Here is a 25,699-nt window from a genome sequence, read left to right on the forward strand (position 1 = left end):
CATAACAACGGATTTAAATGGATGAGCTTATCAAAATTGTTAGAGCGAAAGGGATTTCAACTCATCGACTCACAATACACCTCATACCTATATAGTGACGCCGAGCAACAGACTGGAGTTATTCTCGATACTCAGTTTTATGGCAATGACAGGCCTCAATATCGATATCATGAATATACGGGTTGGCAAAATATGCTTATGCATAAATTTACCAAGCTTTACAGATTCATTGATGATCAAGAATCGGACAATAAGTGGCTCGTTGATGCTGTTTTAGGTGAAACAAACGAGGAATATGACTTTCAACATTACGGTACTGACAGGCACATAAACGAAATAGATCCAACGAAGCCTGAATACAATTTCGAAAGTCTATTCGAGCAGGTTTACGGCTCTAAATATCTATATGCTTTGGAACGTGAATATCAATATATCGATCTGCTGGGTAAAAGCCGCTATGTAGACTACATGCTAAAGACGCAAAGCGGTGAGATTGCAATTGAACTAAATGGAGAAGCTTTTCATCACCCTTTGGTTATTGATAGGAAGCGTTATCTTTCACAACTGCTAAAACAGAACTCGTTAGTGAAAGACGGTATAAAAGTGTATCGTTGGTCAAATGCGGGAATGGCAGACGAAAAAAAGTTTGCTGATCAAATTCACCTGTATTTTGGAGCGCCAGAAACGTTCTGCGAAAAACCCTCAGCAAGTCAGTTTCGTCATATCTGTTTTTCACTTTTCAAATATCAAGAAGACGCACTGTCTGACATACAAAATAATAGGGAAGCGGGAAAGGATACTTTCTTACTGATACTTCCTACTGGTACAGGCAAGACAGAAGTATTTATTGCAGACCACCAAAGGCAGCGGAAGTTGGGACGGGCTAAACGTGCATTGGTCATAGTACCTTTCAAAGACCTTCGCGACCAAACAAAATCACGTTTTTTGGAGCGCAACTCTTCCCTAGTAGTATCTTCGGATATAACCGATACCGAAGCAGATGTAATTGTACAAACAACACGAGCCATACAACGAAGCTTCTTTTCTCTTTCATCAGATTACTTTGACTATATTGTGGTGGACGAGGCACACCATGCACCAGCACAAGGTCTTAAAAGGGTTTTAGAACACTTCAAGCCCAAAACCTTACTTGGTTGCACAGCAACCGACAAACGGCTAGACCAGAAAGATTTAGCTAAAATATTTGGTAGATACCAAATAAATATGACCTTAGAAGAGGCGATAAAACAAAGCCTCTTACCACCTATACGGGCTTTTCGATTAGAGAGTAATATTGATTTTTCACAAGTACGATTCAATGGGAAAGAATTCGTAAAAAGCGACCTAAATAAAAACGTCATTATTCCTTCTCGAGATCAGCTGATCGTTGATGTTATTTCTAAATACTTTAGCCAAGAAGACACCACTACCCACCAATCTCTATCGTCACTTCAAGGTGTAATATTTTGCGTAGACGTAAAACACGCTAATAGACTTGCTGCACTGCTAAATAAACACATGATTAGTGCAGAAGCAGTATCAGCAAACAGCCGCGAAGGCCTTAAAAAATATAAGGATGGAAAACTACGGTTTTTATGTGCATGTGATTTATTAAATGAGGGGTGGGATGCGCCTAACACTTCAATTGTCGTAATGGCAAGACCAACAATGTCCAAAGTGCTTTACATGCAACAGTTAGGAAGAGGTACAAGGAACTACCTAGGCAAAGAAGCGCTTTACGTAGTTGATGTGGTTGATAGATATGGACCTGCGCTCCAACCGTGGAGTTTGCACAGTATATTCAATTTAACTGATTACAAGCCTTTCGCTGATGTATTCAACCCTAACGCAGCACCTGTAGGTGAAGAGATTGTTCTAGATCACCTTTATGAATCCGAAAGAATTCTAAGACCTATTAAACTATTTAATTTCGAGGATGAATTCGGCGATTATGTAAATGATGAACAACTTGCAAGAGAACTATTTGTTTCCACGGGCACAGTAAAAAAATGGGTAGAAAACCTAAGTGTAGTTCCTGACAAGCAATTACCGTTTGGCAATAAAATGCTTAACTATTACAAACAAAGTAGAGTTCACGAGATACGCGAAGAAAAAAACCTGAAGCTTCGTAGCGAAGCCACGAGAAGGGATGATTTTTTCGAGTTTTTAGAGCAACGAGATTATACGTTTTCATTCAAAATCATCTTTTTGCTATTGATGCTTAAGCACGCAGATAAAACTGGCGAAGTATCACTTACATTGCTAAGAGATGATTACCAGTCATTTTATAAAGACTTACTGACAAAATACGGAAAAGCTGAAAAACCAAACAGCCCTCTGAATAATGAAGAGTTTTTAAACGACAAAAGTCGGCTAACTAAAAGCATTCTTCAGAACCCATTCGAAAAATTCGAGCGCAAAAGCTTTATGTACCACGCCAAGGATTTAGACAAACTAGCCTTTGATGCTGTTTTGTGGGAAAAGCTTAAGAGCAGCGATATAGAGTTAATTAGGAAGCAAATGTTTGAAGATGGGAAAAGTTACTTCAATAAAAATGTTGAAGTTGGCGCGTTCAAAAAAGGAACTCTTTAGTGAGTAGTTTTTTCAATTGATGACTTGGTGAGACTAAGTCATTTAGAAGCAGAATAATATTAATATTGCTCAGAACTTTTAGCCTGGTATTATTGCTCAGCATTTTTTTAATATAGTGGCTATTGTGAAAACAGGTGAAGTTTTAGTAATCGATTTATTTGCCGGTCCGGGTGGGTTAGGTGAAGGAATATCTTCTTGTCGGCACAAAAATGGAAGTAGTCCATTTCAAATCGGATTGTCTGTTGAGAAAGATCCGCATGCGCATAAAACTCTAACAACAAGAGCATTTTTCAGAAAACTAAAAGGTTTGCCTAGTGGTCTAGATGATTACTATGAATATGTCAGGGGCAACCTTTCTAGAGAAGCTCTTTTTCAACGCTATCCTGAACAAGCGAGAGAAGCGAACATTGAAACTCTAGAGGGGCCAAGAGAGCTAGGCGCTGATAACAACTTAATTCATGAACGTATCCGAGAGTTAACGGAAAAGCATACCGGGCCGACAGTGGTAATCGGGGGCCCCCCATGCCAAGCTTACTCTTTGGCCGGAAGATCCCGCAATGCCGGTATCAAAAACTATAAAGCTGAAAAAGATTCCCGTAACTTCCTTTATCTTCAGTATTTGAAAGTGCTGTCCATTGCCAAGCCAAACGTATTTATAATGGAAAACGTTCGCGGAATTCTGTCTGCAAAATTAAACGGCAAAGTAATGTTTCCGCAGCTTTTGAAGGATTTAAGAAATCCAAGTAGAGTGACCAAAGAAAAGACTGGCCCCAAATACAAAATATATTCACTTGTCGTGAGTGCAGAGAATTCAGAGAACCCTCAATATAAAGACTCAAGAGATTTTCTTATTAAATCAGAGGAGTATGGAATTCCTCAAGCTCGTCATAGAGTGATTTTGATTGGTGTTAGAGAAGACATAAAAGCAATACCATCAACGCTGGAAAAAGCAGACAATACGATTAGCGTGGAAAGTGTGCTAGGAGATCTACCGCCTCTTAGGAGCGGATTTTCTAAGAAAACCGAAAATGAGCAGCAGGTTTGGACAAGATTAATTTCTAAAAACGCCACGTACTTAAAGAAGTTATTACTTAAGTCCCCAATTCACTCGAGTGATGTTATTGACGACTTGGACATAGAGCCATTCAACAATCTAAATAGAAGGGGGTCACAACATATTGATATTGACAAAAACCGACTTCTTCCCCCTTTGAGAGATTGGTTATTAGATGAAAATTTAAAGTGTGTATTGAATCATGATACTAGAGGGCATATGGATTCAGATTTACTTCGTTATGCCTTCTGCGCTGTACACGCGAAGTTACACAACGGAGTGTCTCCCAAGTCAAGAGATTTTCCTAAAGAGTTAGCCCCAAATCACAAAAACTGGGAGTCAGGAAACCACGCAGACCGCTTTCGAGTACAATCTGCAAATAAGTTCGCGACAACGATCACTAGTCATATCTCTAAAGATGGCCATTACTTCGTGCATTATGATCCTAAACAGTGTCGCAGCCTCACAGTAAGAGAGGCTGCTCGTTTACAGACATTTCCTGACAACTACTTTTTTGAAGGAGGAAGAACACAACAGTACGTCCAGGTAGGAAATGCTGTTCCCCCTTTTTTGGCACGACAGATTGGCAATGTTGTAATGGAGCTGTTCAATCAATCTACTCAAGGTTTAAATCGCTAGGGCCGAATCTACTAAACATCAAAGAAAATTTGACTCAACAATCGCCTAGTTTGCGAATAATCGCTATCGTCCGCTGTTATAAAATAACAGCTTCAAGTTAGAGTTGAAGCTGCATTGCAGTGATATCGCTAGCAATTTGTGCACTAAGATCTAGACTAATTCAGTATAGGCTATCAAAATAGCCATCTCCATTAAGTTCCTTACTCGTCACGCACCCCCTATCAATTAGAGTATTGAAATTTTCACACGACGTTTCTGGTAACAATGCACAGTTATGGCATGCTGCTAAATTCATTCCGTACGGTCCTTGCCCTCCTTTGTCTCCTTGCTCTCTACAAATTGGATCAGAACTACACCAATTCGAACTATCTATAGACTTTCTCAAAATAGCTTCAAACTTTTTAGGCTCAGCCATCCTAACCAAGCCCCCCAAAGACCCCTCACTATCTCCAGCTGCCGTATAAATCAACAAGCCATACATTTGTGTTTCAGGGTCTTCGCTAACATAGATTCTTTCTCTTAATGAAGCTGTGCTGTACCCACAGTCAAAAATCATCTGGTTAATAAGCAAATGTGAAAAAGTATGAATAAGCAAATATGCTGGCGACAGTACTCCTACTTTTTCATGCAATGAGCTCATTAATGCTTTCTCTTGAAGTTTCTTAAACTCTGTCTTCGTCGAAAAATCGCGCGACCAGCTTTTTATTGCAGTTGAATTAAACTCTATAAAGATTCCTTCACCATATACTTTTACAGCGGGTAACCAGCCTTTCGTAGCACTATTATTTTCCCACAAGTCATTTTTATAACTATCGATTCTTCTGTCTTTGCTAGGTTGTATCCTATCAAAGCCATAAAAAGCATTCGTTACAGTAATTTGTTTAACTTGTGTAATATTAGAGAAGTAATTCGATATCCAACTGTCGTATTCACTAATTTCACGAAGTTTTGTGACTAGACACCCATCATGATTATTCTCTAAAAAATGGTGATACTCTTGAAAACGATAATCGACCTCAGAAAGCTCAAAAACCTCATGTTCGACTTGTTCGTAACTTTTAAAAAAGTTAATTAACTCAGACTTTTCAAATTCAGCTCCAAAGTACATAGCTAAGATTCCAGCCTTGGTTTCAATATCCCCTCCACCTTCGATCAACTTTTTTGTATCACTTGGGATTTTTTCATATTCCGAGTAAACCCTATTAATTGATTCGTTATCACTTACAGGAAGAAGAATTGAAGAATCTGTTTTTGCAAAATATACATTTGTAGCTTGACGTAGAGCTGTAACTAAAGGCTCTTCACACGCAGTTACATGCTCACTGCCCAACCAAGGTTTAGCACCAGAACATTTTATCCCCTTTTCAGATAGTGCAGACGACTTCACTCTATCTCCATCTTTTTCGTTTTGAAATACACCTCCCAAAGATACTGGCTTAGTGTTATGCGTTACACACTTAACTTTAATACCTGCGCTCGTTGTACTACCTGTACCTACCAACTTGAGTTGACAGCTTTCAGTGCACGATTTCCCTAGGTTATTATTAATCCACTCTATCCAAGGAAAGTCTTGCAAGTGACCATGGCTACATAGAGAAATAAACCTCGACTGATACATAGTTGAATCGCATACAGGACACCTGCTTTGATCATCCTTTATTGACGACTCTTTTTTCATTATTTGGCAGTTTGTATTGGAACAGATATGCCAATAAGGAAACCTTTGAGCTGGCAGTGGAAGGCTAATTTTTCGTTCTTTAAACTTTATTGATGCATCAGGAGGGTTACGAAACTCTTTTACACCAAGCTTACTAGCTAGCCTTTCATCTTGTATAATAAACTTCTCAATGGCTGATTTATCTATGCTAGTGGATGTTCCTGATTCAGCGAACCAATAATCTAAACCGCAAGCCAACATTGATATACCATCCTTATTAACTTGCATAGCCCCAGGTCCAAAAGTATGAATTAATTGAGACTTCCTGGTTTTCACTTCACTTTTAGACATCCCAATCTCCTAAATCTTCTATTTCCGAATAGACATTTGTGATCCACATGCTTGATTCACCGTCTACATTTCTCATACTCGTTGGACAAGGTAATTTTCCTTTAAAATTGCCATTTAGTCCTAATGGGTAAATGAGATCGTTTTGCTGAACCTCTCCATTAATGGTCAACTTACCCCATTCATTGAACTTGCTTACTCTTCTAGGCCAAGAGTCCAACAACCTATTTAAAGAATCTTGAACATCTCTCAATTCATCAGCCGACATTGCTATTTTCCTAGAGTCGATAAGCTCTGCAATCCACTTTTTGAGTAATCCAACATCAATATCTTCAGGATTAGTGTCAATAGGTGAAAGTTGCCTCAGAGCGGCAACCGTAATTGCTGCTAGCCCCCTTTTTAAAGCTGGTCTAGAAAAAGGCGTGACACTAGAAGGCTCAACTTTGGCGTATAGTCTTTGATGATACCCTCTAAAATCTTCATAATGAGATTTATCTCGTGGTTTCGAATTATTATAAATCGTTATAACTAAACCCGGTCTTTCTGGAACTCTGCGACCTACACGCCCTGATACTTGGATATACTGTGCTGTTGTTTTAGGTTGACCGACAATACTCATAACAGCCAAACGATCAATATCAACCCCAACTTCAATGATACTCGAAGCTAAGCAAAATGATTTAACATAATAATTCAAACATAGTTCATAAAACTTTTTAGAACTATTTGGTAATTTGGCGTCTTTATTCCTTAAAAAATTAGATATACATTCTAGGTCATGATAATGCTCTAGTTTTATTCTCTTATTTAAATCAATACTATTAATTATTGCTGACGCATTTGGCTCTAGTTCTTGGTATTTACCCACCAATTTTAAAAGCTCACCTTTTATCTCCAGATATAGTTGTTCGGTCAAAATATTTGTGTTAACTGACGTCTCTAATTCAGCTATAGCTTGTGGTATTTCATCGTCTTTTAAACGACTAGTTAATTCCCTTCCATTTAGAAACTTCCTAGGTAGGATATCTCTTGGATACCTTCTTTTTTGCTCTAGCAAGTAGCTAACTATGTCTGATTGAAATAGTGTTAAAGCACCACCAAGTTCACGGATACTATTATAAAAAGAAAGGAGGGTTACCCATGGATCTCTATCTTCAATTTCAACTTTATTAGGTGCAAAAAGAAGAGCAGACTGAGTCCTAACTTGTGTAGTTAATATAGAGCCTAAACCCGGAGCACAGACTCCTACATATTTTCTACCAGGTGACAGCTCACCATTGCCATCTCTTTGATATTTAGAAAAGAAAGAGTCTTCAGCACTTAAGCCTGGTGCAGGAAAAAGAGTTACATTACTTCGACCATAAATACTTAAAATTTGCTCCCGGTAACCATTGGTTGTTGCCGTAGCACAAACGATTTTAGGTTTAACAACTTTTCCATCTAATTCGTAAGTGCATAATTTTTCGATTAAAGGTTCATAAAGCGCAACCATCGATCCTAACGGACCTGATATTAAATGAAGCTCATCCTGGATTATCAATTGCGGTGGTTCAGAAATACGCTCTCCTTGAGAACCTATCCCAAACATACTTCTAATACGGGGCTGCCATGCTAGCATAGCAAACTTATCAACGGTGCCGATTACAAGTGACGGACGATGTTCATAAATATCTTCATCAATGACTGTCACTGGAATAAATTTGTGAAAGTGACATTTAGAGTCAGTGCAGGTAAATATTACACTTTGATGTTGCCTACTTGCCTTATAACCTAAAACTTCTTGCTTGCTCTTATTTTTCACTACACCCAACTGAGCAGCGCAGTACGGGCATCTATCTAATAAAAAAGGATTATCATATCTACGACCGCGTTTTACATTAGACTTCAAAGTCGTTAAGTCAGATAAAGCTTTCTTTCGACTGTTGGGGGTATTACTTCCCCCAACCCAAAGCCCAATACTAAAAGGTTGACCAAGTAACCCTTGCTGATCACGAATAACCTCTAAGCAACAAATCAAGGTGGCGGCACGCTGTAACTGCTGTGCGGTTAATAAACGTAAAGTGTAACGCATGATTACCTGTACACCTTCAGCCTTCTCTCCATAAACAATGCGCTGATAAAGAAGAGTAAATGCAGCCAATCCCAAATAAGCTTCTGTTTTACCGCCACCAGTTGGAAACCAAATTAACTCTACATTCTCTCTTTCAATAGAATTCTTTTCAGATGCTCCTTTCAAACTCATAAGTAAAAAGCCAATCTGAAATGGTCTCCATTTACCTAATGCTTTGTTATCTTTATATGGCATAGATATTTGACCATGCCCGTTTTCATCGAAAGCTACCGTTCTTAATCTTTTAGGAGCATGCTTTTGTTGTTCATACATTGCTAGGTTTGCAAGTTGAAAGGCTTTTTTAACGTTATTACAAGACTTAATTAAACTATAACCTTCCTTCATTCTGCCTAAAATAGAGTAGCAATTGTCTATATGTTCTTGTGCTTTATTTTTTAATTCTGGCTGCTCAATTTTATCTATCAGACTCTTTTGTTGATCAATCCATGCATCGTAACTATCAATCATTGTTTTCAATTGAGCATCGCCTACCGAATTACTTTCAATTGTGGAAAGCTCTTTCATTTCTATAGATAATGGAGAACCATCAGGCATTTCAATATCAGCCGAAACACTAGGCGTTTCAAATGAAGGTAAGGAGGTGGTGTAGACTTCTGAGACCCTTTTGACCTCTGTATAGGCTGGCGCGTCCCAATCTGTTGCCACACCGTGACCTCGGCTAAAGACAGGAGAGTTTCTGTATAGTAGTAGATTACTTATATCATCAGAAGTACCAGTAATAGGCTCAGGGTAAGGTAAAATAGCCCCTACAGAATCAGGGGTTTGAACTCTTAAAGTTGTTTGAAAAAGTGAACTTCGATTTTTGTCAATGAAAGAGGAGCAAGTATTACGGTTAACCAAAGATATAGTTAGCAATAAGTTCTTTTGATGTTTTCGAACTATACCCTCTAAATAAAACCCCTTCAGGTGTTCATTTGGAAGCTCACTACACTCTGACGCTAAGTTAATCTTAAAGTAGGGGGACAATCGTTCAATACTTATTGAAACGTTTAATTTAAAGGGTTCTCTATACCACCAAGTTTCTTCATAACGTTTACCCTCGTTAACCATTGAAGCTGTAAAGTCTTTATAAAAAGCTCCTTCAATAGAGAATTCTAAATTATTCAATTCAGCAGAATCAGCTAAAAACGAAATTCCAATTGCTGATGGTGCAAGAGTATTGGTAAGGGATATATCAAAATCCTGATCTTTATCACAAATACCTTTTAATGGTGAAGCCGGCTCTATCTTTACTTCATCAATAGAGGTTTCTTCACTAGAATCAGAAGTTGTAGTCCCTGCGTCTTCTAAAACATCGGTTTTTTGAGGATATATCACTCCCACACCGTACCTTTGAGTCGGATATACTTTTAAAATCTCTTCCTTGGAATGCTTTGTTAGAAAAGGTTGATTAAACTTGTCTTTGGAAATTGAAGAAATCGACAATACATCTAATTCGTTTCCATAAGCACATGGACCAACTAATTCTTCTTGTAACGTATTGAATACAATTTCGTCTCTTATTTGTGCTCCATTATTCATTACCTTTTCCTTCCATTAACAAGCTAAAAAAACTAGCTTTAGTTGAATTATTAAACAAATAGTGCACTGAGTCTGTAGCTCTGCTAGCCCCTGTAAAAACCATTTTTTTCGCCTCATCCGAATCCAATTCATCGAAGTCGGTCAAAATTATAAAAGGTGCCTCTAACCCCTTGAATTTATGTATTGATGTATAGGAAACCCCTTTTCTTTCTAATTCAAAAGGCAATATACCCAACTCCTTGCTAAAATTTTTCGAAATTGATTTTGTTTCAGCCTTTTTCGATAAAATAACGATGTCGGATGCTTTAAAACCAGAATCTAAACCTTTTTTTATAAGTGAAGAAAGCTGCTTCATTTGACCTAATTCATCTTTGTAAAATAGATAACTGGATTTTACTATTGAAGGGGTGTGTCTAAGATAACTTTGATAGGGTGAAGCAATAGCAGCCAACGATAAGCTCAATCGGCTACACTCTTCTGTGTTACGACAATTTCGCGTTAATGAGCCTTGTGCTGATGATGATGTCCTGCTTAAAAGATTGTTTTTTATGTCAGCGGAAACGTCATAAATATTATATATTGTTTGTAAGTTGAAATCCCCAAATGCCATCCACCTACCATTGGAAAGGCCTTCTTTTAAAATTAAATCTAAACAATCTAACCAAAAATTGTTTCTTAGAATGTCTTGCGCTTCATCAATTATGAGGGTATCAAATTTATCTAACGTCTCTTCGATTTCTAATAAATTACAATATGCCTCTTCTGGTAAGGTTTCGTTCCAATATTTATTGCTGTTTTCAAACTCCGAGCTTCCTGAATTGTCTTTCAGAAACTTATGTAATGTCACTACTTTTATATCTGGGTTGTCTAATTTAGTATTTAGCAGGCTGTTTAAAAGTTTATTCATACAAATTAATAAAACCTTTTTTCCAGCTTTTGCTTCTCTCATCGCCGATTCTATTGCTAGAAATGTTTTACCTGTACCCGCACTTCCATCAAAAATGACTCTTTTATTACCTGACAATGTATCTAATGCTAAGAACTGCTCAGATGTATATTTAATTAACTCTTTTTCTATTTTACTACCTATATTTAAAATCGTTTCTGAAGGCTCAATCTTTGGTCGAATAAGTTGAACAAGCTGTTTTATATCAGTTTTGTTTGGGTTGCAGCCTTTTTGAACTTTTAACCAACGACCAGACACTTTCTCAGAAACCATTTGCAGTCGACTTTTAATCCTTTCATTTAAAAGGTCTGAGATTGGCTTTGAACGATACTCTCGAGAGCCTACGTAGTCTTTAGAACTCCACTCAACACTTTTAGTTTTAAAATCAAAATTCGTAAAAATTACTAACGAGAAAATTGGGAGACTTTTAAGATTCTGGTTATTTTCCGATATATAATTCATCAGACTGAACATAGACTCATTTACTTGCTCAAATGGTGACCTACGGCTTCCTTTAGTATCGCTTCTTCCCATATACCATATACCGTCAATCACTTTTATGAATGAATGAGCCTTAATTTCAACTGCTAAAACCCCAACCTGGGGAACAATAACTAAGAAGTCGATTTCCCCCATTATTCGAGTTTGATGATGTGCAATATTTAAAGAGTGTAGTACCAACCAGTCATTTGTTTTGATATCACTACTTATCCTTTTAAAAAAGTCGACCTCTCCAGGGCTCAACGTGTCCTCATCTAGGTAGCTAGGAATCATTTTTGCCATGTTTATACTTTCACCTCATCAACTTGAAAACTGATTCCATATGAAACAAAATAACCAACAATTTCTTGATTCTTGTTAATTCTTTCTTGAATATTTCTCTTTACTATTTCACTTGCTAGATATGAACGCTTATGGCCGATACTTATAGAGTCACTCCTTTGTTTGTAGGCTAAGTAAAGATAGTTTTTAATTTGTTCCTCACTATCGATACCAGCAAATTTTAATACGGCCCTGAAATCGCTTTCCGATCTTGGAGCAATTCGATTAGAATCAGCCCAATTTTTAATATTTTGTTCACTTGCTTTCACCGCACCAAGATTTTCAAGGGTTTGAATCAAACTTGGACTTTTTAAATTATCTCTCAACGGCTTTTTCCATACTTCCATTATCTTAGTTTGTTCTTTTAATAGTGATTGAATATTTGCGCACGAGGCATCTATGGAACTTACAATATATCTAACATCTTCTAAGTCGCTTTCAGTATCAAAAGAAGAAAACTTCAAACTATTGTCTCTCATAATTGTTAGATAGACTCTATTAGAAAACAAGTTATTATTAGAAGTTAAAAGTATATTTAAAATATTAACTGGATCCCTTTCAAATTCACTGTTTATTAATTCATCTTTCTCTTTAGGGTCACTTTCGCGAGTGTTTTGCTTAGGAAATTTATTATAGAAATCAGGTATAGGTTCGATACTGAAGCTTGTTTTATTTATTTCATTTTCTAATGAGAAAATCTCTAGAGATTTGCCACTATTTAGCGTCAAATGGCTATCAATTTTAATATCGTAGTCTAAGTTTTTAGGGTAGATAAAATGCAACACATCAGATGGTGGGATTATTAGTGTAGATTCAAACCATTGGGGCAATGCAAAAAACAAGATTGGCATTTCAAAAAATTTATTTTTTAGATCATTTTTTAAAATAGGTGAAAATATTTCTTGCAAACCTAAATCAAATATTACTTTTTCGTGATATTTCCATCCCTCATTTGACTCTAATAAGATGTTAACTTGTTCAATATCATTGTTTAAATAAAATGATTCAAACACTTGGTATTTTACTAAGTCAAAATCAATAAAATCTATCGAGCGATATAGTAAACGGCAGGTATTAGTTCCCTTTTTTCTACATAACTCCTTAATATATTCGATATCTTGATTACACGCTTTTTTTCCTGAAACAAATCTATTAATAGTTTTTCTGCAAAATTTATTAATTTCAGCATGTAGAGAATCTATTGACTGAGTTTTTTTCAGTTCTTTATATGCTGCCAATACTATTCGAATAGGCTCATAATCAAATCTGTTTAAATTTATATCTACTGATTTATAGTTAGAAAAGTAGCTCATTCGAATACTCTACCGAATAAAGAAAACCTGTAGCACTTCTGTTCTGATAGTAAACAGCGAAGCTCGACCGGCAAATCATCAGCCTTACAAGCTATTAGCTTCTGGTCATGATACAAGTCATTAACTTCAATCATTTTTTGTTCAAATGATGATAGATACGGTGATAAAACAACCAATGCTTTACCACGAAATTTTGAAGGGGGAACTTTATTTATCCATATCGAAGGATTTGCGCTACCATTTAACTTATATTGACTAGCAAACTGTATATCACTATATGGAGTTTCATTTACATTTATAGCGGTTATGTCTGCAAGAGACTTTCCCTTTTCATTAGAGATTTTTAAATCCGTCTTGAACCAAGAAATAAACTTTAATTTGTTGCCGACAATATAAGGAAAATAAGAAGACTTATTTCTGAGTTTTTCACTACTTGATAAATCAACATCATGCTTGCCTAGCCATTCTCTCTCATCGGCATAATGATTAACTATTCCATAATCTTTAAAAAACTTTTCAGGCTTTGCTTGTAAGCCAACATCACTTATTTCAAATTGCTTTTTCAAATTTCTCTTTCGAGGTTTCCTAAACTTATAGTAATAGAGTGCTTGACCATTTATAAACTCTTCCCTTTCTATTACGATGTGCTGCCACTTGGACGTGCCGTCTAGCTTAGGAATTAAAAAGCATTTTCCAGCTTTAAATATGTTTTCCTCGCACTGAGCACCGAGAGATGCTAATGATGCAGATAAGTAGGGAGTTTTTGATAGAACAACCGCAATAGAAAAGCCTTTTTCAGTGAAAAAAAACTTCGAAAATTTATAAATCTGCTGAAATGCAATGGGATAACTTTCAACAACCACACTAAATCCCTTTATTCATATTCCATAAACTATGATACTTTTGATAAGTGAGCGAGCAAGTTCATGGCCGCTTAAAGGCTCAATTTGCACAAAAGTACTTATGAGCTTAATCGCTTATCTGGCTATTCAATTTATGAAGTCCTTAACTTAAATGTAATTTTTCTAGCTAAAATTGTAAATAGATATAGACGAATAATGTCATAAGAAACGCAACTGACGTCTCCACACTAGCGCTGAAAAACTCGCTCGTAGTCGAATATGGATGAAGGATTCACAGATTACCATTTCAACGTAAGCGATAGATTATTAAGTAAATTAAGCAGCTCACATTTCCATTCAGGACTCAAAAAATAAGCTGCGGCACTGAAGCGATACCGAGCTTTTGCTGTGTCGTAGGGGATAAGTCTAGCCAGCGTTCGGCTAGCCAATCCACAAGTTGAGTTCCATTCATTAAGTTAACACTTAAACCGTCCGCGTGCTGTGTAACATCTTTAGTGAAATCACCTAATGATACTACCCATCGATAACAATCGTCTTTTTTCTCAACCTTTGCTATCTGGTCGATAGCATGCTTATCGGTGTAACCTACATGATCTTTTACTTGAATCAACAGCTCTTGCGTAATGAAAGGGTTGCGTGACTGGGCTTCTATATCAACATCTACGCCAACCTCGTGACTTTGCTTACTAGGTATAACAGCGGTGTAACCTTCAATTTCAAGCAATTCTTTTACAAGGTGTTCTAAGCCCTGCCCACCAGCTTCCAAATAATGATTTCTATTTCGAAGGTTATCTAACAGTTTTGCTTTAAACTGCTCTAATTTTTCCCCAGCTTTTTCGTTAATTTTGGATAGGGCACCGCTACTCACATTATTTTTAATGTCGTTGTAACGCTCTATGATTTCGTCTTTAAAGTAATCTAAGTCTGCAACGGTTAAACGTATACGCAGCCTAGATTGTAAACCTTGCTTCAGGTCTGTACGTGCGATAGAGATTGGCTCGTTTTCAGCATCGCAGGGAAATGTTACTTCTATTTGGTTTTCGCCCCACGGTTTGTCTGCGCAGAATCGTTTCTCGCCAGTAGCGATTCCTATGTATATACGGGCAGGCGCTGGCACCACGATGAAATCGCCTTGCTTAACTTCAATAAATCGACGCAATTGATTACCACTACGCCCCACACTTTGCTGTGTGCTATTGAGATGTTCATAGAACTCATCGGCAGTGGTAAAATTCCGAAGCTGAAATTGCCCCCACCCGATTCCAGCATATCCCTCGCTGATCAATTCTACAGGTCCCCTCATCAGGAGTACTTTACTATTTTCGAAATCAGGCCCCATACATCCCTCGTATTTTAGGTAAGTTATATCAATGTTTAGTTTAGAACATCATAGCAATCTAAAGTATTTATCCTTTATCCACCAACCCATTAAAAGCCTCAACCGCCTTATCAAAGCTTTCATTAGACACCTCGCACTGCGATTTTGCCACCCACTTTTTTAATACGGTAATTATTAGCGCGATTTGAGTTTATAATAGCGGTTAAACAGTTTTTGAATTTCATCGACCAACGTGAGTAGATCATGGCCCATAAAGTACGTTATAAGTTTAAAGGTGTGGCAAAAGAGATAAACTTTTCTTACAGCCGCCATCAAAATATGCATGAAGCCGTGGCCGAAGCTGAGGGAATAGACCTTTCCCAGTTCCTGCAAACTGAACAGCAACTTGCCGCTATCAGTAAAGACAAAAAAACCGTAAGAAACTTCAGAGATACCGAATTTGCAAAAATGGGGTTTTCTGATTTGTACTTTTTAAAAAACGGTCAAGAATGATGGTTCCGCCCTTTCAACACATACTAGGCCTTTGAACAAACTTGCTATTGGGGATTAACGGCCAAACCTTAAAACTGGAGGGCTCGATAGTGTTCGAACCTGTGACTCCGGAGCGCAAAACCACCAATTAAATTTTTATGGGTTACCTTCAACCAACCCATGAAAAGCCTCAATCGCCTTATCAAAGCTTTCGTCATTATCGAAATAAAGCTGACTTAGTCGGCTTTTCTTGATTTTGTAGGTAGCGCTGGCAAAGGCTAGTGCTTCTCTAAAGCTGCTAAATTCTTCATTGAATACCTCGCGTTGTGGTTTTGCCACCCGCGTAATACTCCCATTCACTTCATAATCGAACCCTGCAAATTGAAGGCGGGAAAGGGTTTCTTTGCCTAATCGCATGCCGCCTTTTAGGCTTATTTGAAATGCCGCGTCCATTTCTTCAATTTCTTCCATACTCCAGTGGTTAAACACCCGAATGGCCTTTTTGTACTTTTCCGCCAACCGCTTTTTTAACACGGTTATTCTGGGTTCTAGCGTGGCGTTGTTTTCATTTTTTAAAAGATCAGTGCATTCGTTGCATGCAGGCACGGAAATAAAATCGGCCTGTAGATGTCCGTCTTGCCAGTCGTGAATGAATTTTATGGGTGGAATAAAGTCTTGCCGCGCAGCTTCGCAGCCGCAGTAAATGCAGCGATTAAAATCAGCCGAATGTACCGCGTTTAGTGGCTGATAGAATTTTTGATAATTCTTAACTGACATTCTGCTACATACGTAAAGTTGAAAGGGTGCAAACGGTGATTACAGTACCACAGTCGCTTTTGTAGGGTACGCTAATTGTGCTCAATTAATACAAACGCCGCCCGTGAGCGGCGTTTGTTTCATTCAGTTACGATAAAAGCTACAACCGCGACGGTCTGCTGTGCGGGTCGCCCTCAACGTGGCCTTTTGGCGGTCTTTGTTTAGGCTTTGCAGCAATAGGTGTTTGGCCATCACTCTCTTCGCCCTCTTCATCAATATCCCATGTGCCTTCTTCGCTCCACGGGTCGTCGTCGGGGAATTCCCCTATATTGATTTCTTTTACCGAGTAATCGGGCTGGTAACGCATGTCGTAATTGGCCGCCCGCACTATGGCAATACATAACATTAAGGCCACAGCTAATAGCGGAACGCCCCCTATTATCGACGCCGTTTGAAGCGTTTCTAACCCACCTACAAACATAAGCACTATAGGCATAAACGATAACGCGAATGCCCAAAACAAACGGTTCCAACGCAATGGCTCTTCGTCTACTTCTTTTTGCACTACAGCTGCCAGAATGTAAGAAATGGAGTCGAAGGTAGTTGCGGTAAAGATTAGCGCTAACAAGGTGAATACAAAAATGACTATGTAGTCCAATGGCAGCGTGTGTAGCATGGCGAAAATCGCGGCCGTAGGGCTTTCTTGGTTAAGAATACTCACCACATCTAGTTCACCCGAAAGCTGCAAATACAAGCCATAATTCCCCATTACCATGAAGAACAAAAAGCAGCCCATGGTGCCGAAGAACATGGAGCCCGCGACCATAGTGCGAATGGTGCGCCCCCTTGAAATGCGCGCGATAAAAAGCCCTACGCTTGGTGCAAATACCAGCCACCATGCCCAGTAGAATATGGTCCAGTCTTGAGGGAAATGCGTGTTTTGAAAGCCATTAAATTCGGCAAAAGGCTCTAGCCAGGTAGCCATTTTAATAATGTTGCTAAGTACGCGGCCCAAAGCATCTAGGCCGGTATTGGCCATAAACAACGTAGGTCCCACAACAAATATAAATAGTAGCAACCCTATGGCCAGCCAAAAGTTAATGTCTGACAGCAGCTTAATGCCCTTCTTTAAACCTACATACGCGCTGTAACCAAAGATAGCTGTACAGGTTACTAGCACCAGAACTTGGGTAGTAAGCGATTTAGGCACGCCGAATAGTTCGTGCACCCCTTCGTTGATCATAGGCGCAGCCAAACCTAACGTGGTCGCCCCGCCGCCTAACATTCCGAAGATAAAGCTGATATCGATAATTTTACCCAGCCAGCCGTGAGCCATTTTCTCGCCAATAACCGGCATGAGTGCTTCAGATATTTTAAGTACGCTGTGATTGCGCACATAGTAGAAGTACGCAATAGGTACGGCGGGAATGAGGTAAATAGCCCAGGCAAGCGGGCCCCAATGGAAGATACCGTAGGCTGCAGCCCATTTCGCGGCTTCGGGGGTTTCACCTTCTATATGAAACGGTGGCGCTTGGTAGTAGTACACCCATTCAATCATTGACCAATACAAAATAGACGCGCCAATGCCTGCACAAAACAGCATGGCAGCCCATGATACTGGCGAGAACTCGGGTTTCTCTTCCGGGTCGCCTAGTTTTATTTGCCCGATGTCGCTGAACATGATGTAAACCATGAACCCACCAGCGCCAACACCAAGCAAGAGATATAAAACACCAAGTTTACTGGTTACGAAGTCTTTTGCGGCTGCCACCCACTGTGCGCCTTGGTCCGGCCAAATAATTAGGGGAATGGTGACAGAGAGAAGAAGAATAAGAGAGCCAAAAAAAGTGGGCTTGTCGATTACGCTAAACGCGCCTTCCTGTTTAATAATGGCCTTGGTGGAGGCCGCTTCTCGGGTATTACTACTCATACACGATCCTTTGTTTTGTTTTTATAGATGCCTTATACGTTTGGCTTTAAACGGGCGATCTCAAAAAACAGTTTATCAGAATTGTGTTAGCTAATGGGTTACTTCAAATCGATGTGCGTTTATTCATTCGTGCTTTGGTTGTTAGCATGCCCATGCCCAATGCGGCCATGGATACCGCAATAACGCCGTTTAGATAGTTGAAGAACGCATAGGGCACGTAATCGAGCACGTCAACGCCCAGGGTGGCAGAGTAAAACGCACCAGCCGTTGTCCACGGAATAAGGCCTGTGGTCATAGTGGTACCTTCTTCTACCGACCGAGATAGCACAGCGGGGTCAAGGTTCTGCTGTTCATATTTCGGTTTAAACAACTGGCAATTCAAAATGATAGAGATATAGGCCTCGCCCATGGCCACATTGCCTAGAAAACCAGACGCAATGGTCACGGCTATTAGGGTTGCCGTGCGTTTTACCCGTTCAATAATGCCTTTCAGCAACGCAGCTAGAAAGCCGGCACCGTGCAGTATGCCGCCCAATGCGATTGCCATTAAGGCGAGGAGCAACGTCCAGCTCATACTGCTAATACCGCCTCGTCCTAGTAAGGCATCTAAATTTGCGATACCCGTATTTTGAGGGGTGTTTTCCCACAACGCGTTGAGCACGCTAATGGTATTGGTGTCTTGATAGAAAATAGCGATGATAACGGCAAGCAGAATACTGCACGACATGGTTACTTCAGCCGGCACTTTCTTGATGCTCATTACCGTAAGCAACACCAGCGGTAACAGTGTTATATAGGGTGCAAGGTTATAGTGACTGGCGAGTGCTGCTTTTATTTCAATTATTTCGTCAACATTTAAGCTTTGGTTTGCGTAGCTAAAGCCAATTACCAAGAAAATTACAAAAGTTAGAAGAAAGCTAGGTAGTGTCGTTAGCAGCATGGCGTACATATGCCGATACAGGTTGGTACCCGCGCTCATGGGTGCGAGGTTGGTGGTATCAGACACCGGGGACATTTTATCGCCAAACGTCGCACCACATACCACCATGCCTGCCACAATGGGGAGTGGTATGTTCATGGCAGCGCCAATACCCATCAGCACTACACCCATAGTGCCCACCGTACCCCACGATGTGCCTGTAGCTACCGACATTACCGCACACAAAATTAATCCCACCGCAAGGAAGATACTGGGGTTTAGCCAACTTAAACCGTAAAAAATTAGCGTTGAGATAGTGCCGCTTTGCATAAAGCTGGCGATAACCATACCAATGAGGATAAAAATATAGATTGCTGGCATGGCCCGGGTTAATGCGCTGGTCATTAAATCGCGGATTTGTAGGTATGTGTACCCCAAGCTAAAGGCATTGATACCAGCCCATAGCAAACACAGAAATAGTAATGCATGCAGGCTAATGCCCAGGCCAAATAATCCGCCTGCTATAAGTGCGACAATAACACCAAAACAAAGTAGTGACTGAGTAAAACTTGGGCGTTGAATAGGCTGCGGCGACATTATAGGCACGTTGATACGCTTAAAAATAAACTAGTGAAAAACAGTATAACGACTTTGCTATGCGTTGGAATGACTTTGATGTTGCATTGGATTGGACGTTAGAGTTGCAGCCACGTCTAAGGTAGGCGTGCTCGATTCTGATATAGAAAGGCTGAAGGAGATTATTCCTTCATAGGTCACTAGAAAAGGAAATGGCCCGCCCTAGAGGATTCGAACCTCTGACCTCGGCCTCCGGAGGGCCGCGCTCTATCCAGCTGAGCTAAGGGCGGATCGTGCTACGGTTGTAATAACCGTGTACGTTCGCAAAGGAAAAATACGCAGTTAAATGTACGCTGCAAACGGGGCGTAATAATACTTACGCGGTGGGTTGGCTTCAACTCATTTATTAAAATCTCTTTAGGTGGCTTGGAACAAGTGTTAAAAATCCTTACTTTTTATGGGTAATTGGCTTCAAATAGTTGTTCAACCCCAATTAACCGTTATAATCTGGCCAGTTATATTTTAAACAAATTCATCATTGCCTGGAGACAGATGTGAAATTAAAGACTTGGTTAACTGTTGCTGCTACTGCGCTAACTGTTTTTGCAGCACAAGCACAAGAAATGAGTAACGATGAAATTGCCGATCGCATTAAGCCGGTAGGTCAGGTACACGTTGCAGGCGCAGCGGCTGAAGGAAGTGCTGGCGCAGCTGGCGGTGCAAAGTCTGGTGAAGACGTTTACAACTCTGCATGTGTTGCATGTCACTCAGCAGGCGTTTTAGGAGCTCCTAAAGTTCACGTTGCAGCAGACTGGCAACCACGTCTAGACGAGCGCGGTCTTGATGGCGTATGGCAAAACGCATTGAACGGTATTAACGCTATGCCTCCTCGAGGTACATGCGGTAACTGTTCTGATGACGAAATTAAAGCTGCAATCGAGTACATGATTGAAGGTATCTAATACCCGCTAAATCATAACAACTTGATGGAAAAAGTAGCGTTTTACCCTCTAATCGGGTAATTTAACTCTTTGGGGAAACGTTACTTTTTTACTGGCGAGCGGAATGTCACAAGATTCGACGCAACATGAGTTGACGGAAGAAGAACTGCGCGAACTTATACCGCAGCTTCAGCAACTCACCGACAAGTACAAGCGCGCTGAACGTGTTCAGAAGGCGCTTTTCGACATTTCTGAACTTGCCAGTTCTGTAAGTCACCTTAATCGCCTTTATTCCGCTATTCATGAAATCATTGCCGATTTTATGAATGCCGATAACTTCTTTGTTGCCTTTTACGAACCCGACAGTAACGTTGTCGATTTCGCTTACTTCATTGACGAATTCGACGAACAAACCGTTCGCCAGCTCCCCGCTGAATCGTTAATGGACGGCATGACCGGTTACATTCTTAAAACCGGTGATCATCTATTTTACAAACGTGACGATGAAGAAAACTTTGCCTCTCAGCATGATATAAAGCTAGTTGGCTCACAGCCGTTTGAGCTGCTGGGCGTGCCCCTTAAACGAGGAAGCCAAGTCATAGGTGCCATGGTAGTGCAAACTTATGATGAGGGTGTGCACTATACGCAAGAAGATTTAGAAGTACTGCTGTTCGTTTCTCAACACATTGTTACCACGGTTGATAGAGTAAAAAACCGTGAGCTCACTGAACGCACCATCCGCGAACGCACCCGCCAACTGCGAAAAATTAATGACGACCTTCAAGAAGAAATATTAGAGCGCCAAAAAGTAGAGTCGCTACAGCAGGCTTTATTCGAGATATCTGAGCTGGCGGCTAACCTTGAAGGCGATATGGATGTGTTTTACTCCAGTCTGCACGAAATTTTAGCTAGGCTAATTAGCGCACCTAACTGTTACATTGCCATTCTTGATAAGGAAAAAGAGCTACTCGCATTCCCGTATTTTAGTGACGCACAAGAAAAGAACATAAGTTCAAGGCCTTTGGGGCTTGGTCTAACTGAATTCGTATTGCGAACGGGGCAAGCTGAGCTGGTTAACCCACCCAGAGTATTGGAGCTTGCAGAGTCTGGCGATTTAGATGTGTCGGTTGCGCAAACCATGCTAAACAGTGCGAACTCGTGGTTAGGTTCGCCGCTTGTTGTAGATGGAGAAATAGCAGGTGTTATTGCTGTACAAACCTACGGTAAACACGCTAAATACAATTCTCGCGACCAAGAGCTTTTGCGTTTTGTATCACACCATATCGCGGTAGCCATTGAGCGTAAGCGCAATACCGAGTCGATGCAGCGCTATAACGTTGAGCTTGAGGAGCGCGTTAAAGAACGCACAGCCGAGCTAAACCGTGCTAATAAGTTCTTAAAGCAACAAATTGAAGAGCGTAAAGAGATTGAGCTTAAGCTTATTCACGACGCGCATCACGATTCGTTAACTGATTTACCTAACCGCGCCATGTTCACTAGTCGCCTAGAGCTGGCTATAGCCAGTAAGCAGCGTTACAGCGAAAACATGTTTGCGGTGCTGTTTATCGACCTAGACCGCTTCAAAGTTATTAACGATACCCTAGGTCACCACGCCGGCGATGAGTTCTTAATTGAAGTAGCTAGACGTATTGCGCTGTGTATTCGTGGTCACGACCTGTTAGCGCGCTTAGGCGGTGATGAATTTGTTGTACTGCTTGATAACTTTGAAGATGAAGCAGACGTAGAAGAAGTGGCTAGCCGTATCATTTCATCTATTTCCGAACCGTTCTTGCTTGATGGTCGAGAGATGTATTCAGGTGCAAGTATTGGTATTGCGCACTTAGAAACCTACTATCGCGCCGCAGATGAAGTGCTTCGTGATGCCGATGCCGCTATGTATCAAGCGAAAACGCTAGGCCGCGGACGCTTTGTTATGTTCGACAAGAGCATGCGCGACAGACTTATTGAAGAGCTTGAGCTTGAAAATGAATTCAGACGTGCACTGCGTGAAGAAGAGTTCGATTACTTCCTACAGCCCGTTATAAAGCTTAATGACGACAGCACACTGTATAAAGAGATGTACATTCGCTGGTCGCACCCTGCCTACGGCAAGATTGCCAGAGAGCAGTTTAGACAAGTGGCAGAGCATAGTGGCCTTACGCTAGATTTAGACTTGTTCCAGCTAACCAAAGCCTGCGAGCTATTAAACCACTATAAAAACACCGACGACCCGATCAATAAAATAGCGGTTAACGTTTCAATTAATCATTTGCTACAGGCATCTATGGTAAACCAGATGATTAATGTGATTGAAACATCAGGTATTACGCCTAGCCAGCTGGTATTTGAGTTTGATGAAAACGACTTAAATCGCCGCTCTCAGTTCATTCTTCCTGCTATTAAGAAGTTAAAACGTGCGGGCGTAACTTTGGTGCTGGATAACTTTGGAAGCGGATTAGCTTCATTAAGTTATTTGTTTGCCTACCCCTTCGACTTCATCAAAATTGATCATCGCTTTGTTAAGTCACTGCCTCGCTCTCAACGAAACTTAAAGCTTATTCAGTCTGTCATGCTTATTTCAGAGCATTTGAAGTTTCAGGTTATTGCTGAAGGCGTAGACTCACAGGCACAGCTAGATGCGCTTAACGAAATTGAATGTATTTATGGCCAAGGCAAAGTATTGAAGCACGCCAAAGTGCTGGATATGACGTCGCTAGCAAGCTGATAGTTAGTACTTACTTGCCAGCGTAACCTCGCCTCAATTAGCAGACTACTTTTTCCCTAGAATATCTCGTAGGTTAGCAATTCCCACCTGTGCCTTTTGCTGGCGCTCTTCTTTTGTCGCCTTCGGTTTCTGATTTTCCCACTGTACATCGTCTGGCGGCAGTTCGAATAAAAAGCGGCTTGGCTCTGGGTTAATCACTTCACCAAACTGTCGACGCTCTTTAGCAAGGCTGAATATAAGCTCGCGCTGGGCGCGAGTAATTCCCACATAAGCAAGTCGGCGCTCTTCTTCCACGTTGTCTTCGTCAACGCTGCTTTGGTGCGGCAATAAGCCTTCTTCCATGCCCACTAAGAATACAATAGGGAATTCCAAACCTTTTGAGGCGTGTAGCGTCATTAACTGAACTTGATCCCCTTCCCCGTCGTCTTCGCCACGCTCCATCATGTCGCGCAATATCAAACGGTTCACCACCTCGGTTAAGGTCATAGGTTGGTCTAGGTCATTGCCTTCCAACATATCGTTAACCCATCCAAATAAGGTACTTACGTTGGCCATGGCCATTTCGGCGGCTTTGGGGCTGGCGCTGGTTTCATATAGCCATTCTTCGTAGCCCATAGTGCGGATCATGGTGCGAACCGCGTCAGCGGTGTTGCCACGCTCCGCGTTGTCCGATTGCTCTACTATCCAGCGGGCAAAGGTAGAAACCGAATGAAAGGCTTTGTCGGGCAGCACGCTATTTAAGTTAGGGTGCGTCGCCGCTTCGAACATAGACACGCCCAAGCTATTTGCAAAGTTACCTAGCTTTTCTAGCGTAGCGCGGCCTATACCGCGCCCTGGCGTGTTAATAATGCGAAGCAAAGCGTTATCGTCGTCTTGGTTCACTAACAACCGTAAATACGCCATGATGTCTTTCACTTCGGCACGGCCAAAGAACGACATACCACCGCTTATTTTGTACGGAATGCGGTTACTCATTAACAGCTTTTCAAAAATACGGCTTTGGTGATTCCCACGATACAAAATGGCGTAATCTTTAAACTGGGTGCGGTTCATGAACTTATGCGCCAGCAGTTCTGCCACCACGCGCTCACCTTCATGCTCTTCGTTCTTCGCCTCTATCACTTTTAGCGGCTCGCCGTACTGCAGTTCTGAGAACAGGGTTTTATCGAACAAATGCGGATTGTTCTGAATAAGAATATTCGCGCAATGCAGAATACGGCCTGACGAGCGGTAATTTTGCTGTAGCTTAATGACGTTTAAGCGCGGAAAGTCTTGCTGTAACAGGTGCAAATTCTGCGGCTTAGCGCCACGCCATGAATAGATAGACTGGTCATCGTCGCCCACCACGGTAAAGCGCGCACGCTCACCTACTAATAGCTTTACCAACTCGTACTGACTGGTATTGGTATCTTGGTACTCATCCACCAGCAAGTAGCGAATTTTGCTCTGCCATTTGACTCTTATTGCTTCGCTACTTTTTAAAAGTAATGTAGGTAATAAAATTAAGTCATCGAAGTCTAGCGCGTTATATGCCTTAAGGTTGTCTTGGTAGCGCTTGTAGGCTTCTGCAAACTCTCGCTCGCCCGTGCTGGTTGCTGATTTTAATAAAGCATCAGGCAAGATAAGGTCGTTTTTCCAATTCGATATGCAGCTTTGTAAAAGCTGAAGCTGATCTTTATCGCCATCGAGGGTGTCGGACGTCAAATCGTTAAGCAACGCGAACGAGTCTTTATCGTCGAATAACGAGAAACCTGGCTTTAAGCCAAGATCTTTCACATGCGCTTTAATAATGGTTAAGCCCATGGTGTGGAAGGTCGACACTTTTAGCCCGCGCGCCTCCGGCTTGCCCAAGGTCTGCGCTACACGTTCTTTCATTTCACGTGCTGCTTTGTTGGTAAAGGTTACCGCTGCGATGTAGCGAGCTGGCATATCGCAGTTTCTAACTAAATGAGCAATCTTATTGGTAATTACGCGCGTTTTACCACTACCCGCCCCAGCCAGCACCAAACATGGGCCAGACACAAAGGTTACGGCAGACTCTTGAGCTTCATTTAGTTTCATTTAATACCTAGAACAACGTACATTTTTGGCGCGACACAGTTTTCATTGCATGTCGTGTCGATACCGATAGAATAGCTTTCATAATTTGAGCTGCG

15 protein-coding genes and 1 tRNA gene are annotated in these 25,699 nt (G+C 40.7%); 5 read left to right on the forward strand and 11 right to left on the reverse strand.

Annotated features, from left to right (window positions below):
* Positions 1 to 21: 21 nt before the first annotated feature.
* Both MHM87_RS15245 and dcm read left to right on the forward strand, forming a co-directional pair.
* Positions 22 to 2,592: a DEAD/DEAH box helicase gene (locus tag MHM87_RS15245; protein WP_239259981.1), complete on the forward strand. Its 2,571-nt coding sequence runs from the start codon at positions 22 to 24 to the stop codon at positions 2,590 to 2,592.
* A gap of 124 nt (positions 2,593 to 2,716) precedes the next feature.
* Positions 2,717 to 4,285, forward strand: coding sequence for a DNA (cytosine-5-)-methyltransferase (gene dcm, locus MHM87_RS15250; RefSeq protein WP_239259983.1), 1,569 nt, complete (start codon positions 2,717 to 2,719; stop codon positions 4,283 to 4,285).
* A 160-nt stretch (positions 4,286 to 4,445) separates the two neighbouring features.
* Here the strand turns inward: dcm and MHM87_RS15255 are convergent, their stop codons facing one another.
* The 6 genes from MHM87_RS15255 to MHM87_RS15280 form a co-directional block, all read right to left on the reverse strand.
* Positions 4,446 to 6,293 carry a DUF1998 domain-containing protein gene (locus tag MHM87_RS15255; RefSeq protein ID WP_239259985.1) on the reverse strand — a complete coding sequence of 616 codons (1,848 nt, stop codon included), beginning with the start codon at positions 6,291 to 6,293 and terminating at the stop codon, positions 4,446 to 4,448.
* Entirely contained in the window at positions 6,286 to 9,942 is a 3,657-nt protein-coding gene (locus MHM87_RS15260; protein ID WP_239259987.1) for a helicase-related protein, read from the reverse strand. The genes MHM87_RS15255 and MHM87_RS15260 overlap by 8 nt, the downstream gene beginning before the upstream one ends.
* Positions 9,935 to 11,671, reverse strand: coding sequence for an NERD domain-containing protein (locus tag MHM87_RS15265; protein ID WP_239259988.1), 1,737 nt, complete (start codon positions 11,669 to 11,671; stop codon positions 9,935 to 9,937). Before MHM87_RS15265 ends, MHM87_RS15260 begins: the two co-directional genes overlap by 8 nt.
* A 2-nt stretch (positions 11,672 to 11,673) precedes the next feature.
* Positions 11,674 to 13,023, reverse strand: coding sequence for a hypothetical protein (locus tag MHM87_RS15270; RefSeq protein ID WP_239259989.1), 1,350 nt, complete (start codon positions 13,021 to 13,023; stop codon positions 11,674 to 11,676).
* Positions 13,020 to 13,886 (reverse strand): hypothetical protein, encoded by an 867-nt coding sequence (locus tag MHM87_RS15275; RefSeq protein WP_239259991.1) that lies wholly within the window; start codon positions 13,884 to 13,886, stop codon positions 13,020 to 13,022. The genes MHM87_RS15270 and MHM87_RS15275 overlap by 4 nt, the downstream gene beginning before the upstream one ends.
* Before the next feature lie 343 nt (positions 13,887 to 14,229).
* Positions 14,230 to 15,189: a restriction endonuclease gene (locus MHM87_RS15280; protein WP_239259993.1), complete on the reverse strand. Its 960-nt coding sequence runs from the start codon at positions 15,187 to 15,189 to the stop codon at positions 14,230 to 14,232.
* 279 nt (positions 15,190 to 15,468) lie between these two features.
* Between MHM87_RS15280 and MHM87_RS15285 the strand changes: the two genes are divergently transcribed.
* Positions 15,469 to 15,717 (forward strand): DUF2960 family protein, encoded by a 249-nt coding sequence (locus MHM87_RS15285; protein ID WP_014947779.1) that lies wholly within the window; start codon positions 15,469 to 15,471, stop codon positions 15,715 to 15,717.
* Positions 15,718 to 15,852: 135 nt separating this feature from the next.
* Here MHM87_RS15285 and MHM87_RS15290 read toward each other — a convergent pair whose 3' ends face one another.
* The 4 genes from MHM87_RS15290 to MHM87_RS15305 form a co-directional block, all read right to left on the reverse strand.
* The gene (locus tag MHM87_RS15290) at positions 15,853 to 16,473 is read right to left on the reverse strand and encodes a hypothetical protein (RefSeq protein WP_239259995.1); all 621 of its coding nucleotides are present in this window, start codon (positions 16,471 to 16,473) and stop codon (positions 15,853 to 15,855) included.
* Between the two features lie 139 nt (positions 16,474 to 16,612).
* Positions 16,613 to 18,382 carry a BCCT family transporter gene (locus MHM87_RS15295; protein WP_239259997.1) on the reverse strand — a complete coding sequence of 590 codons (1,770 nt, stop codon included), beginning with the start codon at positions 18,380 to 18,382 and terminating at the stop codon, positions 16,613 to 16,615.
* Positions 18,383 to 18,485: 103 nt separating this feature from the next.
* Entirely contained in the window at positions 18,486 to 19,898 is a 1,413-nt protein-coding gene (gene nhaC / locus MHM87_RS15300; protein WP_239260001.1) for a Na+/H+ antiporter NhaC, read from the reverse strand.
* A 192-nt stretch (positions 19,899 to 20,090) separates the two neighbouring features.
* Positions 20,091 to 20,167: transfer RNA gene (locus tag MHM87_RS15305), tRNA-Arg, on the reverse strand.
* Positions 20,168 to 20,431: 264 nt separating this feature from the next.
* Here MHM87_RS15305 and MHM87_RS15310 point away from each other — a divergent pair.
* Together MHM87_RS15310 and MHM87_RS15315 are read left to right on the forward strand one after the other, a co-directional pair.
* Positions 20,432 to 20,839, forward strand: coding sequence for a c-type cytochrome (locus tag MHM87_RS15310; RefSeq protein ID WP_014947775.1), 408 nt, complete (start codon positions 20,432 to 20,434; stop codon positions 20,837 to 20,839).
* Between the two features lie 103 nt (positions 20,840 to 20,942).
* The gene (locus MHM87_RS15315) at positions 20,943 to 23,543 is read left to right on the forward strand and encodes an EAL domain-containing protein (RefSeq protein WP_014947774.1); all 2,601 of its coding nucleotides are present in this window, start codon (positions 20,943 to 20,945) and stop codon (positions 23,541 to 23,543) included.
* A 45-nt stretch (positions 23,544 to 23,588) separates the two neighbouring features.
* On the opposite strand, the gene rep is transcribed toward MHM87_RS15315, so the two are convergent.
* Positions 23,589 to 25,604 carry a DNA helicase Rep gene (gene rep, locus MHM87_RS15320; RefSeq protein WP_239260004.1) on the reverse strand — a complete coding sequence of 672 codons (2,016 nt, stop codon included), beginning with the start codon at positions 25,602 to 25,604 and terminating at the stop codon, positions 23,589 to 23,591.
* Positions 25,605 to 25,699 lie beyond the last annotated feature (95 nt).

The organism is Alteromonas sp. Cnat3-28 (assembly GCF_022348265.1).
Lineage (GTDB): Bacteria > Pseudomonadota > Gammaproteobacteria > Enterobacterales > Alteromonadaceae > Alteromonas > Alteromonas macleodii.

Excerpts from the sequence above, each read along its gene's own strand:
- MHM87_RS15245 (WP_239259981.1), top strand. The coding sequence starts at position 22 with ATGAGCTTATCAAAATTGTTAGAGCGAAAGGGATTTCAACTCATCGAC.
- MHM87_RS15255 (WP_239259985.1), bottom strand. The coding sequence starts at position 6,293 with ATGTCTAAAAGTGAAGTGAAAACCAGGAAGTCTCAATTAATTCATACT.
- MHM87_RS15260 (WP_239259987.1), bottom strand. The coding sequence starts at position 9,942 with ATGAATAATGGAGCACAAATAAGAGACGAAATTGTATTCAATACGTTA.
- MHM87_RS15265 (WP_239259988.1), bottom strand. The coding sequence starts at position 11,671 with ATGGCAAAAATGATTCCTAGCTACCTAGATGAGGACACGTTGAGCCCT.
- MHM87_RS15270 (WP_239259989.1), bottom strand. The coding sequence starts at position 13,023 with ATGAGCTACTTTTCTAACTATAAATCAGTAGATATAAATTTAAACAGA.
- MHM87_RS15280 (WP_239259993.1), bottom strand. The coding sequence starts at position 15,189 with ATGAGGGGACCTGTAGAATTGATCAGCGAGGGATATGCTGGAATCGGG.
- MHM87_RS15285 (WP_014947779.1), top strand. The coding sequence starts at position 15,469 with ATGGCCCATAAAGTACGTTATAAGTTTAAAGGTGTGGCAAAAGAGATA.
- MHM87_RS15290 (WP_239259995.1), bottom strand. The coding sequence starts at position 16,473 with ATGTCAGTTAAGAATTATCAAAAATTCTATCAGCCACTAAACGCGGTA.
- MHM87_RS15295 (WP_239259997.1), bottom strand. The coding sequence starts at position 18,382 with ATGAGTAGTAATACCCGAGAAGCGGCCTCCACCAAGGCCATTATTAAA.
- nhaC (WP_239260001.1), bottom strand. The coding sequence starts at position 19,898 with ATGTCGCCGCAGCCTATTCAACGCCCAAGTTTTACTCAGTCACTACTT.
- MHM87_RS15315 (WP_014947774.1), top strand. The coding sequence starts at position 20,943 with ATGTCACAAGATTCGACGCAACATGAGTTGACGGAAGAAGAACTGCGC.
- rep (WP_239260004.1), bottom strand. The coding sequence starts at position 25,604 with ATGAAACTAAATGAAGCTCAAGAGTCTGCCGTAACCTTTGTGTCTGGC.